The sequence below is a fragment of the Paracoccus methylovorus genome, assembly GCF_016919705.1.
GTDB lineage: Bacteria > Pseudomonadota > Alphaproteobacteria > Rhodobacterales > Rhodobacteraceae > Paracoccus > Paracoccus methylovorus.
In genome coordinates this window covers 81,341-95,913 of sequence record NZ_CP070372.1, presented here as the reverse complement: position 1 = coordinate 95,913, position 14,573 = coordinate 81,341, and the positions used below count along the sequence as shown (strand labels likewise).

17 protein-coding genes are annotated in these 14,573 nt (G+C 64.1%); 5 read left to right on the top strand and 12 right to left on the bottom strand.

Going from position 1 to position 14,573, the window contains the following annotated elements; translation table 11 throughout:
- Positions 1 to 4: 4 nt before the first annotated feature.
- From phnC to JWJ88_RS20935, 5 genes are all read left to right on the top strand, one after another.
- Positions 5 to 799: a phosphonate ABC transporter ATP-binding protein gene (gene phnC, locus JWJ88_RS20955; RefSeq protein WP_205297122.1), complete on the top strand. Its 795-nt coding sequence runs from the start codon at positions 5 to 7 to the stop codon at positions 797 to 799.
- Complete coding sequence (gene phnE, locus JWJ88_RS20950) at positions 796 to 1,605, top strand: phosphonate ABC transporter, permease protein PhnE (RefSeq protein WP_205297121.1); 810 nt, start codon at positions 796 to 798, stop codon at positions 1,603 to 1,605. Before phnC ends, phnE (JWJ88_RS20950) begins: the two co-directional genes overlap by 4 nt.
- A complete protein-coding gene (gene phnE, locus JWJ88_RS20945; RefSeq protein ID WP_205297120.1) occupies positions 1,605 to 2,408 on the top strand; it encodes a phosphonate ABC transporter, permease protein PhnE in 804 nt (267 codons plus the stop codon). Before phnE (JWJ88_RS20950) ends, phnE (JWJ88_RS20945) begins: the two co-directional genes overlap by 1 nt.
- A complete protein-coding gene (locus tag JWJ88_RS20940; protein WP_205297119.1) occupies positions 2,405 to 3,274 on the top strand; it encodes a TIGR01459 family HAD-type hydrolase in 870 nt (289 codons plus the stop codon). Before phnE (JWJ88_RS20945) ends, JWJ88_RS20940 begins: the two co-directional genes overlap by 4 nt.
- A gap of 645 nt (positions 3,275 to 3,919) precedes the next feature.
- A complete protein-coding gene (locus JWJ88_RS20935) occupies positions 3,920 to 4,393 on the top strand; it encodes a sigma-70 family RNA polymerase sigma factor (RefSeq protein ID WP_205297118.1) in 474 nt (157 codons plus the stop codon).
- Between the two features lie 140 nt (positions 4,394 to 4,533).
- On the opposite strand, the gene JWJ88_RS20930 is transcribed toward JWJ88_RS20935, so the two are convergent.
- The 12 genes from JWJ88_RS20930 to JWJ88_RS20875 form a co-directional block, all read right to left on the bottom strand.
- Entirely contained in the window at positions 4,534 to 5,058 is a 525-nt protein-coding gene (locus tag JWJ88_RS20930; protein ID WP_205297117.1) for a YncE family protein, read from the bottom strand.
- Between the two features lie 82 nt (positions 5,059 to 5,140).
- Positions 5,141 to 5,719 (bottom strand): HupE/UreJ family protein, encoded by a 579-nt coding sequence (locus JWJ88_RS20925; RefSeq protein ID WP_205297116.1) that lies wholly within the window; start codon positions 5,717 to 5,719, stop codon positions 5,141 to 5,143.
- Between the two features lie 45 nt (positions 5,720 to 5,764).
- Complete coding sequence (locus tag JWJ88_RS20920; protein WP_205297115.1) at positions 5,765 to 6,079, bottom strand: rhodanese-like domain-containing protein; 315 nt, start codon at positions 6,077 to 6,079, stop codon at positions 5,765 to 5,767.
- A 10-nt stretch (positions 6,080 to 6,089) separates the two neighbouring features.
- On the bottom strand, positions 6,090 to 6,602 hold the full coding sequence (locus JWJ88_RS20915) for a cupin domain-containing protein (protein ID WP_205297114.1): 513 nt from the start codon (positions 6,600 to 6,602) through the stop codon (positions 6,090 to 6,092).
- A 43-nt stretch (positions 6,603 to 6,645) separates the two neighbouring features.
- Positions 6,646 to 6,993 carry a 4Fe-4S dicluster domain-containing protein gene (locus JWJ88_RS20910; RefSeq protein ID WP_205297113.1) on the bottom strand — a complete coding sequence of 116 codons (348 nt, stop codon included), beginning with the start codon at positions 6,991 to 6,993 and terminating at the stop codon, positions 6,646 to 6,648.
- Positions 6,990 to 8,525 carry an FAD-dependent oxidoreductase gene (locus JWJ88_RS20905; protein WP_240200395.1) on the bottom strand — a complete coding sequence of 512 codons (1,536 nt, stop codon included), beginning with the start codon at positions 8,523 to 8,525 and terminating at the stop codon, positions 6,990 to 6,992. Before JWJ88_RS20905 ends, JWJ88_RS20910 begins: the two co-directional genes overlap by 4 nt.
- Positions 8,522 to 9,259: an ABC transporter ATP-binding protein gene (locus JWJ88_RS20900; RefSeq protein ID WP_205297112.1), complete on the bottom strand. Its 738-nt coding sequence runs from the start codon at positions 9,257 to 9,259 to the stop codon at positions 8,522 to 8,524. Before JWJ88_RS20900 ends, JWJ88_RS20905 begins: the two co-directional genes overlap by 4 nt.
- Entirely contained in the window at positions 9,232 to 10,104 is an 873-nt protein-coding gene (locus JWJ88_RS20895) for an ABC transporter permease subunit (protein WP_205297111.1), read from the bottom strand. Before JWJ88_RS20895 ends, JWJ88_RS20900 begins: the two co-directional genes overlap by 28 nt.
- A gap of 1 nt (position 10,105) precedes the next feature.
- Positions 10,106 to 11,077 carry an ABC transporter substrate-binding protein gene (locus tag JWJ88_RS20890; protein ID WP_205297110.1) on the bottom strand — a complete coding sequence of 324 codons (972 nt, stop codon included), beginning with the start codon at positions 11,075 to 11,077 and terminating at the stop codon, positions 10,106 to 10,108.
- A 15-nt stretch (positions 11,078 to 11,092) separates the two neighbouring features.
- A complete protein-coding gene (locus tag JWJ88_RS20885; protein ID WP_205297109.1) occupies positions 11,093 to 12,421 on the bottom strand; it encodes an LLM class flavin-dependent oxidoreductase in 1,329 nt (442 codons plus the stop codon).
- 172 nt (positions 12,422 to 12,593) lie between these two features.
- The gene (locus JWJ88_RS20880; protein WP_240200394.1) at positions 12,594 to 14,120 is read right to left on the bottom strand and encodes a copper resistance CopC/CopD family protein; all 1,527 of its coding nucleotides are present in this window, start codon (positions 14,118 to 14,120) and stop codon (positions 12,594 to 12,596) included.
- A gap of 11 nt (positions 14,121 to 14,131) precedes the next feature.
- The gene (locus JWJ88_RS20875) at positions 14,132 to 14,569 is read right to left on the bottom strand and encodes a YcnI family protein (RefSeq protein WP_240200393.1); all 438 of its coding nucleotides are present in this window, start codon (positions 14,567 to 14,569) and stop codon (positions 14,132 to 14,134) included.
- Between the last annotated feature and the right edge of the window lie 4 nt (positions 14,570 to 14,573).

Sequence of the window (14,573 nt, the reverse complement as noted above, 5' to 3'; positions counted from 1 at the left end):
GCCGATGACATCCGCCCTTCTGGCAGTCGCGGATCTGACAAAGGACTATGGCACCGGGCGCCGTGCGCTGGATGCCGTCAGCTTTCAGATCCATACCCCTCAGCTTGTCGGCGTCATCGGCTCGTCCGGTGCGGGCAAATCGACCCTGATCCGCTGTATCAACCGGCTGGTCGAGCCCACCTCGGGCTCGGTCAAACTGCACGATGCCGAAATCACGTCGCTGCGGCGCAATGATCTGCGGGCGATGCGCCGCCAGATCGGCATGATCTTTCAGGAATACAATCTCGTCGAACGGCTGACGGTCATGCAAAACGTCCTTTCCGGGCGCTTGGGCTATGTGGGGCTTTGGACCTCGCTGCGCTATCGTTATCCGCCAGAGGATATTCAGGCGGCATATGCCCTTCTTGACCGGGTTGGGCTTTCGGGTTTCGAGAACCGCCGCGCTGATGCGCTGTCAGGGGGGCAACGCCAGCGTGTCGGTATCGCACGCGCCCTGATGCAGCGGCCAAAGCTTCTTCTTTTGGATGAACCCACGGCGAGCCTTGACCCCAATACCTCGCGCCAGATCATGGAGCTTGTCTCCAATGTGATCCACGAAGAGCAGATGCCCGCAATCATCAATATCCATGATGTGGGTCTGGCCAAGGCCTGCTGTGATCGGATCATAGGCATGCGCGATGGGCGCAAGGTCTTTGATGGTCCTTCGTCCGCGCTTACCAACCAGCGGCTGGCCGAAGTGTATGGCAGTTTCGAAGCATTCACCGAACAGCAGGCCGAACCCGTCGAGGCTGCCCAATGAACCGCTCTGATGCCCCCGCCCAGGCACAAAGCTGGCGCCCACCGACGATTTTCGGCAGCTACAGGATTCGCCGGCTGTTTTACTGGGGGGTGGTCCTTTACGTCATAGCAACCGTCCTGACGCTCAATGTCGATGGCAGGCGGGTGATGGCGGGCTTTTCCCGGGCCGGCGATATCTTTGCGCGCATGCTGCCCCCGGACTTTTCGCGCTGGTCGCTGATATGGAACGGCATGATGGAGAGCATCCAGATCGCCATCATCTCGACCGTGGTCGGCATCGTCCTTGCCATCCCGGTCGGGCTGGCCGCCGCGCGCAACCTTGCGCCGAAACCGGTCTATCTGGCCGCACGGGGCTTTATCGTCGTCGGACGCACGTTCCACGAGATTCTGATCGCGATCTTTTTCGTAAAGCTTTTCGGGTTTGGTCCGCTTGCGGGGGTTCTGACCCTCGCCTTTGGCTCGACCACCTTTCTTGCCAAGACATTGGCCGAGGATATCGAAAACATGAAGATGGGACCGATCGAGGCCCTGCGCGCCACCGGGGCAAGCTTTGGCCAGATCGTCAGTTTTGGCGTCATGCCTCAGGTTCTCGTCAAACAGATCGGCATCTATATCTATCGGCTTGATTCCAACCTGCGGCATTCGACGATCATCGGCATCGTGGGCGCGGGCGGCATCGGCACGACCCTGTCGGCCTCATTCACCAAATACGACTACGATTTCGCCAGTGCGATCCTTCTTTGCATTGCCGCGCTGGTCGCTATGGGAGAGATCCTGAGCGACTGGATCCGCCGGAGACTGCGCTGATGAATAGCCCATCCCGCTATCCCACCCGCTATCACCGCTACACCCGCCGCGAGACCTATGCGCATTGGGGCTGGACGATCCTATGCGTCGCCATCGTCGTCTGGGCCATGCAGGCGATGGAGGTCCAGTGGCATTTCCTCGCGGATGCCCATGTGCAGGCGATGGATCTTGCGGACCGCCTGTGGCCGCCACGCTGGGATTATGCCCCGCAGATCCTCGGACCGCTGATCGAGACGGTCCATATCGGCACACTGGGCACGATGATTTCTTTCGTGCTTGCCGTGCCTGTGGCCTTCCTGGCTGCCAGCAACACCACCTACAACCGGATAAGCTGGGCCATCGGACGGGTAATCCTTGTGCTGTCGCGGTCCATCAATACGGTGATCTGGGGGCTTTTGTTCGTGGCGATCTTCGGCCCCGGCCCGGTGGCGGGGATCTGCGCGGTCGCCGCACGCTCGGTCGGCTTTATCGCGAAACTGATCGCGGAAGCCATCGAAGAGGTCGATCCGGGCCAGATCGAGGCGATCGAGGCGACGGGCGCCAACCGCTATCAAGTCTGGGCCACCGCGATCTGGCCGCAGATCCAACCCGCACTTATCGGGACCACGGTTTACCGCTGGGACATCAATATCCGCGAAAGCTCGGTCTTGGGCTTCGTCGGCGCCGGCGGCATCGGGCTTTATCTTTACTCCTCCATCAACTCCTTTGCCTGGAACCAGGTTCTGCTGATCCTGTGCGCCATTCTGGTGCTGGTCATCGCCAGCGAGTTCATCAGCGCTTGGGTGCGGGAGAAGGTGACGTGACAACCACATGCCTGCCGCTGCAGCTGGACCGGCTTGCCGATATCTCGGACCGCTATGACGGGTATCTGGTCGATCAATGGGGCGTGCTTCATAACGGGGCCGACGTCTACCCCGAGGCGCTGGCCGCGCTGGCCGCACTGAAAAAAGCCGGCAAAAAGGTGATCATCCTGTCGAATTCCGGCCGGACAGGTGCGGAGAACGCACATCTCATGGCCGCAATGGGGATCGGGGCGGAACTCTATGACCGTATCCTCTCGGCCGGCGATGATGCCTATGATGCGCTGATCGGACAGCGTGACCGGGCCTATGCCGGGCTTGGGCGCAAAGTGTTGGTGCTCGGTCGCAAAACCGACCGTCCCCCCCTGCTGGATCACGGTTATGAGCAGGTTGCCCATGCCCGGCAGGCGGATTTCGTCTTTCTTCTGAGCATGGAGGTGGCCGACCGGATTCCGCAAATCTGGCTGTCCGAATTGCAGATCGCGGCCCGGCTTGGCCTTCCCCTGATCTGCGCCAATCCCGACATGGAACGGGTGAACGGCGAGGGAGAGATCCTGGTCGCGCCGGGTGCCGTCGCCGCACTTTATGAGCAGATGGGCGGGACCAGCCATTACCACGGCAAACCCCATCCAAGGATCTACCGCACGGCGATAGTCGAGTTGGGACTATCGCCCAGTCGAGTGCTTGGGGTCGGGGATTCGCTGCTGCACGACGTAGCGGGCGCGCAGCAAAGCGGTCTGGACAGCCTGTTCGTGCTGCATGGGGTTCATCGGGACAAGATCGACGTGTCGATACCGGAAACGCTTATTCAAGAGATTGCAGCGCATGCCCCGCATCGCCCGACCTGGATGATCGACCAACTGCGCTAAAAGTTTGGTCCAAAAATTCGATGGTGCGGCCCTTCCTGCCCCCCGGCGTTGTGCGCAGTCTCAGCCGGTTGCCTCTCGCCTTGGACCTTTTTTCGGAGCGTCCGTGTCACGCGCCATCACATCGTCTCTATGCAGGGGGGCTGTCTGAACCGGCATCCGGTTGAAATGTTCCCGCAAGAATCGGAACCGGATTGCCGACCATGCGAACGGGTCTGAAAACCCACTGCGATAAGCCATTGCAAACACCCAAGCCTATGGTGGCCACCGTCTGGCGACCAAGGGTCGGTGTCGGGAGATCTGCAGCACTCTTGGAATACTTGGGGCGAATGGACTCCCCCGGCCAAGCTGTTCGACTAAACTGGCGCAAGTCATAAGCGGAGCGGATTTCCAGATGGCCAAGGGTGAAAGGGGTTCCATTGTCGACCCCCAACTCGATAAACCGCTGACCGAACTGCTGGCACAGACGGAAAAGGAACCGATCTCGCCATGCGCGAACTCGCAAGGCCACTGGAGGACGTCCGCCATCGCCGTGACGGTGGGGCCCGATAGTCGTCGGCCGGTTTCTGCCCAGCGATTATTTCGGACGGAACCATCCCCGCTCTGCCGCATTGAATTCGCAAGGTCAGCGGGGTGGAAATAAGGTCAATGTCGGACGACATCCTCAGCCATATCCCGGCGCTGCGGGCCTATTCGCGGGCCTTGTGCCGATCGGTCCCGGATGCCGAGGATCTTGTTCAGGAAACCCTGCTTCGCGCGATTGAAAATGCCCATCGCTACCACCCCGGCACCAATATGCGTGCCTGGCTTTTTACCATCATGCGCAACCGTTTCTTTACGAACTGCCAGAGATCTGCCCGCGAACGCACGGGTGCGGCGGATTGCGCCTCGCTGGTGCCGCAGGTCAAGCCCAATCAGGAATGGCATATGCAGGCGACCGAACTGAAGGCGGCGCTGCGCGAAATGCCGAACCACTATCGCGAGGCGATCATTCTGGTGGGGGCGCTTGGCGAAAGCTATCTGGACGCGGCCCGGATTCTGAAATGCGACATCGGCACGATCAAAAGCCGGGTGAACCGGGCGCGTTCGATGTTGCGAAAGGTGCTTGAGCCGGCACTCTGACCCGCTGGCCGCTGTCCAAAAGCATTGGCGCGGCCATTTTGACCCTTCCCGCAGGAAGCTGACGGATGGCTCGCCAGACCACCACCTTCACGCATGAAACCACGGCGTCCGGCCCAAGCCGACAGCCCCCTATGCTTGGATCATTTGTCTCCTTTGCCGAGCCGTTCCAGATCGATTCGCAGCAGCGAATCCAGCCTACCCTCACGGTAATCCGGATGCGCCTTATCAAGCGGCGCCTTCACTGTCAGGAACAGCGTCTGGCCATTCTCGCTGACCTCCAGACTATTGGGATGAGCCGGCAAGGACATGCGCTCTTTCACGTCGTGATCCTTTTGCGCCGATCTGACGAAGGCAAGGCCCTTGTCCTCGTCCAGCGCGATCATACGGATATGTTCGAATCCGCCCTCTTCATCCTTCAGGCCAAGCTGGATGGTGTCGAGGATCTGCCCGCCCTTCGCGTCGATCACGGTCAGTGAACCGTCCATCGTATTGCCGGCGTAAAGCCGGCCCGTGCTCCGGTCGAGCGCCAGCGCAAAAGCGCGGCGCGGCAACTGGATCTGCCGGATCGGGCGCAGGTTGCCGGCATCAAGCACATGGATGACACTCGGCGTGCCCTTGTCAAAGGAGGGGACCGAGGCGACGAAGATCAGCCCCACTTCGGCCAATGCACCACCTCATAGGCGCCGGGAATGCCGTCGGTGCGGATATCAGTCGCAGTGCCGAGGTGAAATGACGGCAGGGGGTCAGCTATCCGGCCAACCCGCCAAGCGCGAACGAGCCAACAAGCGCGATGATCGCCCCCATTCCGCGCAACGCAAGCGTGCCCTGATACGCGCGTCCCAGCCGACCGACACCAAGACCCGCCAGATGCAAAAGCAGCGTCGCCAGAACAAAACCCGTCGCATAAGGGACGAGGTTGCTGCCCGCAGGCATCTCGGCGCCATGGGCGTGGCCGTGGAAAACGGCAAAGATGGCAACGACCAGACCTGCCGCCCACAGCGGCGCACGCAGCGCCAGCATGACGGCAATCCCGATCACGATGGACGAGGCGGCGATGCCTGCCTCAACGGCGGGAACCGGAATGCCCGCCGCGCCCAGCAATCCGCCAGCGATCATGGCCAGCGGAAAGGCAAGGAACAGGACCGGCGCCGCCGATGCCCCCAGCGAGGCCGCCCACAGACCCACTGCGATCATGGCAACGACATGATCCAGCCCCAGCAAGGGATGCAAAAAACCCGTGGCGAACCCACCGGCATGCAGATACCCGGGATGGGCAAACGCTGCTGCGGGGCTGAGAATCAGAAACAGCGTAAGCGCGACACGCATGACATGGCCTTCCAAAAAGTGTTGTTGTTGTTCCGACCTCGCCGCTCAGGCGATGCCGCGTTCCTTGACCGCCGCATAGCCGCCATCGACATCGGCAACATTGGTGAAACCAAGCCCGGTCAACGTCTCGACCACCGGGCCCGAGCCGTTGATGGAGCCGCAGAAGACGACGATGCGCGCATCCTTCGGCACCGTGGCAAAGGGTCCGGCAAAGACCTCGGCCACCAGCGACTTGGGCAGAATGACGGCCGAGGCGATCTCTCCATTCTCGGCGCGGCCCTTGGGCGCACGCACGTCGATCAGCAGATCGACCCCCAACAAATCGGCAGGCAGGTCGGCGGCGGTGATACGATTGGACATGATTTCTCCTTCAGGATTTGGGGGCCGCGTGGATCGGATCGACCCAGTAGACGGCTTCAGGGGGCTCGATCGGATCGACATCGGTGATGTTGACCACCACCGCCTCGTTGTCCGAGCGCACCAGCACACATTCCAGCACCTGATCGGGGTCGGCGTTGATCTCTTGATGCGGAACATAGGGGGGAACGTAGATGAAATCGCCGGGACCGGCCTCGGCGACATATTCCAGCCGCTCGCCCCAGCGAAGCCGCGCCTTGCCGCGCACGACATAGATCACGCTTTCCAGCGGTCCATGATGATGCACGCCGGTCTTGGCATCGGGTTCGATGGCAACGGTGCCGGCCCAGATCCTTTGGGCACCGACGCGGGCGTGATTGATCGCCGCCTGCCGGAACATGCCGGGGGTCTGGGCGGTATTGGAATCGAGCTGATCCCCTTTGATGACCCGCACGCCGTCATGTTTCCAGCGCGGCGCCTCGTCATGGTCATGGTCATGGGAGTGATGATCGTGGTCGTGGGGCATATCCTTCTCCTTCTGCGGTCGCGCATATCGGCGCTTACCGGTTTTATTCTGCTGCCAAATGGCGGGCGCGGAGGAATACTTCCTCCATGCGCCAATGCTGGTTCGGATAGCGCCCGTCCCATTCGTCCCAGCCGTGATGTCGCCGCATCTCGCCCATCAAGCCGGCGCGATGCGTGGTTTGCGGGTCGAACCCCTCGATGCGACCGGCATCCGGCCCGACAAAGATAGCATCTTCGCGGCAATAAAGTTCGCACATGAAACAGGTCTGGCAGTCGCCGGGCCGGGCGATCTTGGGCAAGCCGTCGGGCATCCTGTCGAAAACCGCGGTCGGACAGACTTCGACACAACGTCCGCAGGCGTTGCAGGCCTCGGCCAAAATGAATTCGATCATGACCCTGTCCTTGCTATTGGTTCGGGAAAGGCGCGCAGCCGGTCCAGGCCATGCACGCTGATCCGGCGGGCCCATGCAGGATCGGTGGCGGGCCGGTCCACGCGCTGGTGGATGCCGCGGCTTTCATTACGCAAAAGCGCAGCCCTCAGCGACCAGCGCGCCGAGGCCACAAGTGCCGCCAGTTCGCGCGCCGGCCGGTCCGCTTCGGCAAGCTCGCGCCATGCTTCATTCAGCCCGGTCAGGCTGGCGCGCATCTGTGCCTCGTGCCGGAACAGCACCTTGTCATAGGACAGCATCGCATCCTGCACCCGGGCAAGGATCGCACCCTCGTCTATCCGGCGGCGTCCCGTAGGGTGCAGCCCGGCCCGTCCGGCGCCGCGCGCACCGCCGCGGCGCTGGCTGCGCAAGGCGAAGCGGGCCGCACCCGCCCCGGCCCATCGTCCCGAGGACAGCGCCCATGCCGAATTGATATTGCCCCCGCCCGAGATTGCCCCGGCCACCAGTTCGCGCGTGGCGGCGTCCCCCGCAACGAAAAGGCCCGGCACCCCGCTGGCGCAATCCGGGCCCTCGACCCGCAGGCCGCCTATACCGCGCACCGTGCCCTCGCCATGCAGCGTGACCTCGAATTTCGCGGCATAGGGATCGATGTTCCAGCGACGGAACGGCAGCATGAAATTGGGCGAGATGGTTGGCACCTGCGCCTGAATGTCGGCCGGTGTCCGCCCGAGATCGGCAAAGACCCGGCCCTGCATCAGCGCCTGCGCCAGCGGCCGGGTGATATCCGGCCCGGATATGGGCAGAACCTGTCCCGTCTCGTCATAATAGGTCGCAAAGGCGAAGGACATCGACCGTGTCATCGTCGTGCGCGCCGGGGCAACACAATAGACCGCCGTGAACTCCATGCCGGAAAGCTGCGCCCCCACCTCGGCCGCCATGAGATAACCGTCGCCGGTGTTGTTGCGGGACCCAAGCAGGTGCGAACGAAAGGCCGTGCCACCGGTCGCCAGGACCACGGCCCCGGCCTCGACCTGCCAGGTATCGCCCTGGGGACGGCGAATGCCACGCGCACCACCGATGCTGCCATCGGAATGGCGCAGCAGTTCCCGGGCAGGGGCGTGGTCGATAATGGTGACACCGATACCCTCCAGCCGCCTGCGTAGTGCGCGCATGTATTCCGGCCCTCGCATGGCGCGGTATTGCGGCTGTCCCTGCTCATTGCGCGGAAAATCATAGACATCGGCAAGGGTCGGCAAGCTCTGCCATGTCGTTTCAAGGATGCGTTCCATCCAGGTCGGGTCGTTCAGCCCGCCGGATTGCGCAAGCCGGCGGGCGATGGCTGCTGGCCGGTCGGCGGGGGGAACCCACCAATGACCCGGCCCGGCCGTCGCGGTTACCCCCGAGGTGCCCAGCCAGCCCTTTTCGACCAGCACGACAGAGGCCCCTGCCCGCCGGGCGTCGATGGCGGCCCAGGCACCGGCCATGCCGCCGCCGATGACCAGAACATCGGTCGTGATTGCGAAACCCTGTCTCAATGTGCCGCCCCGTGCCGCACGCCCAGCCAGTCCAGCAACGTCCCGCGGACACGGGCGAATTCAGGATCGGCCACGTCGCGAGGCCTTTCCAGCGCGATGCGTTCCTGATGGGCGATGACGCCTTCTTTCATCACCAGCACGCGATCTGCCAGCAGGATCGCCTCTTCCACGTCATGCGTGACCAGCAGGATCGCGCAGCCGTGGCGCTGCCACAACTCGGCCACCAGCGCCTGCGCCTTGATCCGCGTCAGCGCATCCAGCGCCGCGAAAGGTTCGTCCAGCAGCAGCAGGTCGGGTTCGCGCACCAGCGCCCGCGCCAGAGCGGCACGCTGCGCCTCGCCCCCCGACAGCACCTTGGGCCAGACGTCAGCGCGGTGGCCAATGCCGACCTCAGCCAGCGCACGTTCGGCCCGTCGGCGGTCGGGCCGGCCGGGCAGGCCCAGGACGACATTGTGCCAGACCCGTTTCCACGGCATCAGCCGGGGCGCCTGAAAGGCGATGGCGCGGCGGGCGGGAACGGTGACCTCTCCCTCGAACTCGGGGTCCAGATCGCCCAGAATGCGCAGCAGCGTTGACTTGCCGCATCCCGAGGCGCCCAGCAGCGCCACGAACTCACCGGGCCGGATGGTAAGGTCCAGATTGTCGATCACCCGGCGCGGGCCAAAGGCGCGGCTGAGCCCCCGCACCGCAACGGCCGCCGGGTTTCTCAGGTTCCGGTAAAGCTGGGTCGCCATGACAGGAAGATCCTTTCCAAGCTGCGCACCACCAGATCGACCGCAAGGCCGAGCAGGGCATAGACGACAAGGCAGACGACGATCACGTCGGTCTGGAAGAATTCGCGCGCGTTGGCCATCAGATAGCCGACCCCGGCGGTGGCGTTGATCTGCTCGCCAAAGACCAGCGCCAGCCATGCGATGCCCAGCGAATAGCGCAGACCGACCAGCGCATTGGGCAGCGCACCCGGTAAGATGACATTGCGCACCAGCCCGACGCGACCAAGGCCCAGCGTGCGCCCCGCCTCGATCAGCGATTGGTCGACGCCGCGAATGCCCGCATAGACGTTGAGATACAGCGGAAATGCGGTCGCAAGCGCGATCAGCGCGATCTTCGGCGCCTCGCCGATGCCGAACCAGATAATCAGCAGCGGGATCAGCGCCACGTTCGGCACGGTGCGCAGCATCTGCATGGGCGCGTCGATCAGGTCCTCACCCAGCCGGGTCAGACCGGACAGGACGGCAAGTGCAACGCCGATGCTGCCTCCGATCAGAAGCCCGCTCATCGCCCGGCGCATCGAGACGACGACGGCGTCCTGCAACTCACCGCTTTCGACCAGCCGGGTCGCGCTGGACAGCACCGTCGCCGGACCCGCCAGCACCTCGGACGGCAGGACGCCGGTGACCGAGGCGGCGTGCCATATCAGCACCAAGGTCACCGGGCCGATGGTCCGGCGTATCCAGCGCGGCACCTGTCGCCCCCGCGCCGTCGCCGGTTTCAGCCGCACCTGCCCATCCGCCGCCGGGGTCGGCCGGACCTCTCGCATGGCAGTGGTATAGGCGGGATCGATCTGGGTGATGCTCATGTCAGTTCGACGCGATGACAGGCAGGTCGCGATAGACATAGGACGACAGGTTAAGCGAGCCGCTCAGCACCCCGGCATCGACCCAGGTCGTAAAGACATTCTGCAGGCTGGCGACAAAGGCGTCGTCGATGGGCAGTCGCTTATAGGCGGTCTGCTCGGCGTAAAGCGGCTCGACGGTGGCACGGTCCTGCTTGGAGAAGCCTTCGTAGAAGCTCAGGAAATCCTCGCGGTTCTCGCGGGCCCATTCGTAGCTTTTCTCGATCCGGGCCAGATAATCGTTGATCGCCTTGATCTTCGCGGGGTCTTCAAGGGTCTTTTCGGTCACGGCATAGACGATATTGCCGGTATTCACGCCTTGGCCGTCATAAAGCTCGCGCGCGCCAAGCACGCCGATGCTGCGCGCCTTGTAGATACCCCAGATCGCCCATGCGTCGACCCCGCCGGACTGGAACGCAGCCGAGGCATCCACTGGGGTCAGGAAAGCCAGCTTCACGTCATCCTGGTCTATCCCGGCCTTCTTCAGCGTGCCCAGCGTCAGATAATGCGCCACGCTGCCCCGGGTGGTGGGTGAGATGGTCTTGCCCTTCAGGTCCTCGATGCTCTGGATCGGGCTGTCCTTGGGCACGATGATCGAGGTGCCAAGCCCGCCATTGTGAAAGGCGGCGGCAATCTTGATCTGCGAACCGCCGGCGATGGCACTGACGGCCGGGCTGTCGGCGGACATGCCGATGTCCACCGCCTCGGCCTTCAGCGCCTCGTGCAGGTTCACTGCGGCGGGATAGACCGACCATTCGATTTCATAGGGCAGGTCGTCCAGCAGACCGGCGGCCTCAAGCCGGGCGCGCTGCTCACCCACCTGATCGCCGATGCGAAGGGTGACGCCTGTCAGATCCTGCGCACCCGCCTGTGTGGCCAGCGTCAGTGCGGCGGCGGCGAAAAGCGTGCCGAACCCGCGACGAGAAATTGCAGTCATGATGGTTCCTTTCTGTCACTCGGCCGCGATGCGCCGCGAGGTGTTTCGGTTCACCGGCTTCGCCAGCCCCAGCGAATCGCGGAAGGTCGTGCCTTCGTATTCGCGCCGGAACAGCCCCCGCTCTTGCAGGATGGGGATGACGGTGTCGGCAAAAACCGAAAGCTCGTTGGGAAGCGAGTTGTTATAGACGAAACCGTCCGCCGCTGGCTCTTGGAACCAGCGTTGGAAGGCGTCGGCAACCTGTTCGGGCGTGCCGACGAAATCGGTGCGCGGCGTGGCAAATCGATGCGCCGTCTCGCGCAGCGTCAGGCCGCTCTCGCGCGCCAGCCGGATCACCCGCTCGGAGGTCGAGCGGTTCGAGTTCTGCGCAAAGCGCCCTACATCCGGGAACGGCGCATCCAGATCGTATTGCGAGAAATCGTGTTCGTTAAAGGACCGCGCCATGATCAGCAGCGCATCCTCGATCGAGGTCAGGGCAATGAACTCCCGGTATTTGCGTTCAGCCTCTTCCTCGGTCGAACCGATCACCGGGCGCAGGCCGGGCAGGATGAACAGCTCGTCCGGATCACGGCCGAACCCCGCCGCCCGCCGTTTCACATCGGCGTAATAGGCGCTGGCCGAGCGCAGGTCGTCGTCCTGCACGAAGATCGCATCCGAGCGCGCCGCCGCGAAGTTCCGGCCGTCTTCGGACGCGCCGGCCTGAAAGATGACCGGCTGCCCCTGCGGCGAGCGCGCGATGTTCAGCGGCCCCTCTACCTGAAAGAACTGCCCATGATGGTCCAGCCGGTGCAGCTTTTCCGCGTCGAAGAACCGGCCGCTGGTCTTGTCGTGGACCAGCGCGTCGTCCTCCCACGAATCCCACAGGCCTTGCACCACGTCCAGATGTTCGGCGGCAAGCCGATAGCGGGTCGCGTGATCATAATGTTTTTCGCGGGAATAGTTGCGGGCCGAGCCTTCCAGCCAGCTTGTCACAACGTTCCAGCCAGCCCGCCCGCCCGAGATATGGTCGAGCGAGGCGAACTGCCGCGCCACGTTGAACGGCTCGGCATAGCTGACCGTCAGGGTCCCGACCAGTCCGATGCGGTCGGTAACCGCCGCCAGCGCCGACAGGATGGTCAGCGGCTCGAAGCGGTTCAGGTAATGCGGGCTGGACTTTGGCGTGATGTGCACGCTGTCGGCGACGAACAGGAAATCGAACTTCGCTGCCTCGGCGATCTGTGCCTGCCGCCGGTAATAGGCGAAATCGGTCGAAGCGCCGGGTTCGGCGTCCGCGTGGCGCCAGTCACCCCATCCGGTGCCGTTGCCATGCATCATGAAGCCCAGTTTCAGCCGTCGCGCGCCCATGGTGTCCCTTTCGTCAAAAATCACGACAGTTGTTGCCGTCTTTTATTTGACTAGCCCTTCGGACGCTCTGGATGAATTCCAAATTTCCGCGGTCTCAGAGAAGATTTCCACGGTCGGCATGGGTTGCGGGGGGTTCGCATTCTCTGCCGCCGAAGGGGGGCGAATCATCCCGTCAGGATGCGGGTGCGATCTCGATCAGGTCGCGCAGTTCCTCGACCCGGAAATCGCCGATCACAACGCGCAGCGTCAGCACCCAGTAGCCATCAAGGGGCAAAAGGAATCGCCCAGCATCCACAACGCCGCAATCGGGCGCCGCTTCGTGGCGGAACGGCCCCAGCCCATAGGCGGGTTTCGACAGTTCAACCTCGACAGATTCAGGCGTAACCGGCTGACCGTCCAGACGCAGGTCCAAGACCCGGATCGAGACCAGCCCGACCTGCGGCGGCGACACGCCGATCTCGGCCGACAGGGTATCGGATGCGACTTGCAGCCGGATCTCGGGCGGGGCAGAGGGCAGGTTGCGGGGTGGCGGCGTATATCGCCACAGCGCCACGGTGGCGATGATCAGCACGACCAGCGCCAGCTCGATCTCGACGGCAACGCGCAGCGGGCGGCCATCGCCGCGCATGGCGCGCGAGGTCAGCAGCAGCCGGTTCGCCAGCGCTACCACCAGCAGCAGGCCGACCAACCCCAGCTTGGCCAGCAGCACTTGACCGTAATCGGTGGTCCAAAGCGCGGCGGGATGGCCCAGTTGCACAAAGGCGATGGCGCTGCCCGAGGCCAGGATGACAGCCAGCACCCACGAGATCAGCCGCGAAAACCGCAACAGCCCTTCCCGATGGTCGCGGGCCAGATCGGCCAGCAGCGGCACCAGCGCACCAACCCAAAATGCCGCCGCCACGACATGCGCAGCCACTGCCGGACGCATCAGCAAGCCGGGGGCCGCCGTTGCCGCATGGCCCGAGGTTGCAGCCGCCAATCCGACCAGCAGCAGCGCCAGCAGGGCGGTGGCCCGGCCGGGCAACAGTGCGGCCAGCAATGCGGCTGCGGCGAAAACCAGCGCCAGTGCCGGCGCGCCAGTCGCCCCCTCGCGCCAAGGCGGCAAGGCCAGCAGCCCCGCCGGAGACAAGGCCAGCAACTCCAGCCCCTGAAAACCCCAAACCAGCGGCAGGATCAAAAGCCCCAGTCCCGCTGCGACAGACGACGGGCGACGGGGAGCATCCGACAGAAAGGCCCGGAACGCCGCGCCTCCGACGCCGATCAGCAGCGCCCCGATCAGCCCGGCACGCAGGATCCACAACGCGGCGCGCGTGGCCAGCGGTGCCCCCGGCGCGGCCGCAACCGCACCAGTTTCCTCGCCCAGCGAAAACAGGCTGGCTCCGGCCACCGGATGTCCGTCGCCCGATGTCACCCGCCATGACAGCAGATGGCTGCCCCGGTCCAGATCAGCGGGGATGGCATAGATCAGCCGGTTGCCCTGCACCTGCGGCGGCTCCAGCAACCGGCTTTGACCCGTGGCGGCGCTCAGCCGTGCGACCAACGGACGAACCGGCTCGCTGAAGGTCAGGGACAAGGTCGGCGGCGCGGTTTGCAGCACCACGCCATCGGGCGGGTCGGCAGAGATCAGGCTGGCATGGCACAGCGCCGCCCCGGCGGACCAAAGCAGCACGGCCAGCCCCACCAGAATGGATCGCAACATGCCGGCACCGATCATCGCGCCGGCAGAACGCGCAGCACCGGAGCGGGATTGTCGGCATTCGCGCCAGGTTCGATCCAGCGGGTCTGGATGTCGCCGCAGATCTGGATCACCGGAATGGCGATGGTGTCGGGCGCATCTGCCGTCAGGGTGGCGCGCAGACTGAAACCTTCCTTGCGCCCATCGGCCAGCGGCCCGCCCTGCCAGCCGATCTCATCCGGCAGGACCGAGACCTGCCAGCCGGGTTTTTCGACCGGCACGACATCCGCCAGCCCGACAGGCAGCGCCACGCGCAGGGCGGTGGTCGGTGCCCCGGCGCAGCCATGGCCGACGACAAACGCCAGCTCGACCGTCTCGCCCCGCTGCGCCTGTTCCGGGTTCAGATGGATATGCGCCATGGCAGGCATGGACAGCGGCGCGGCCAGCAGCAGCACCGTGATTGCGGTCTTCATTATC

Excerpts from the sequence above, each read along its gene's own strand:
- phnC (WP_205297122.1), top strand. The coding sequence starts at position 5 with ATGACATCCGCCCTTCTGGCAGTCGCGGATCTGACAAAGGACTATGGC.
- phnE (WP_205297121.1), top strand. The coding sequence starts at position 796 with ATGAACCGCTCTGATGCCCCCGCCCAGGCACAAAGCTGGCGCCCACCG.
- phnE (WP_205297120.1), top strand. The coding sequence starts at position 1,605 with ATGAATAGCCCATCCCGCTATCCCACCCGCTATCACCGCTACACCCGC.
- JWJ88_RS20935 (WP_205297118.1), top strand. The coding sequence starts at position 3,920 with ATGTCGGACGACATCCTCAGCCATATCCCGGCGCTGCGGGCCTATTCG.
- JWJ88_RS20925 (WP_205297116.1), bottom strand. The coding sequence starts at position 5,719 with ATGCGTGTCGCGCTTACGCTGTTTCTGATTCTCAGCCCCGCAGCAGCG.
- JWJ88_RS20920 (WP_205297115.1), bottom strand. The coding sequence starts at position 6,079 with ATGTCCAATCGTATCACCGCCGCCGACCTGCCTGCCGATTTGTTGGGG.
- JWJ88_RS20915 (WP_205297114.1), bottom strand. The coding sequence starts at position 6,602 with ATGCCCCACGACCACGATCATCACTCCCATGACCATGACCATGACGAG.
- JWJ88_RS20910 (WP_205297113.1), bottom strand. The coding sequence starts at position 6,993 with ATGATCGAATTCATTTTGGCCGAGGCCTGCAACGCCTGCGGACGTTGT.
- JWJ88_RS20900 (WP_205297112.1), bottom strand. The coding sequence starts at position 9,259 with ATGGCGACCCAGCTTTACCGGAACCTGAGAAACCCGGCGGCCGTTGCG.
- JWJ88_RS20895 (WP_205297111.1), bottom strand. The coding sequence starts at position 10,104 with ATGAGCATCACCCAGATCGATCCCGCCTATACCACTGCCATGCGAGAG.
- JWJ88_RS20890 (WP_205297110.1), bottom strand. The coding sequence starts at position 11,077 with ATGACTGCAATTTCTCGTCGCGGGTTCGGCACGCTTTTCGCCGCCGCC.
- JWJ88_RS20885 (WP_205297109.1), bottom strand. The coding sequence starts at position 12,421 with ATGGGCGCGCGACGGCTGAAACTGGGCTTCATGATGCATGGCAACGGC.
- JWJ88_RS20880 (WP_240200394.1), bottom strand. The coding sequence starts at position 14,120 with ATGTTGCGATCCATTCTGGTGGGGCTGGCCGTGCTGCTTTGGTCCGCC.
- JWJ88_RS20875 (WP_240200393.1), bottom strand. The coding sequence starts at position 14,569 with ATGAAGACCGCAATCACGGTGCTGCTGCTGGCCGCGCCGCTGTCCATG.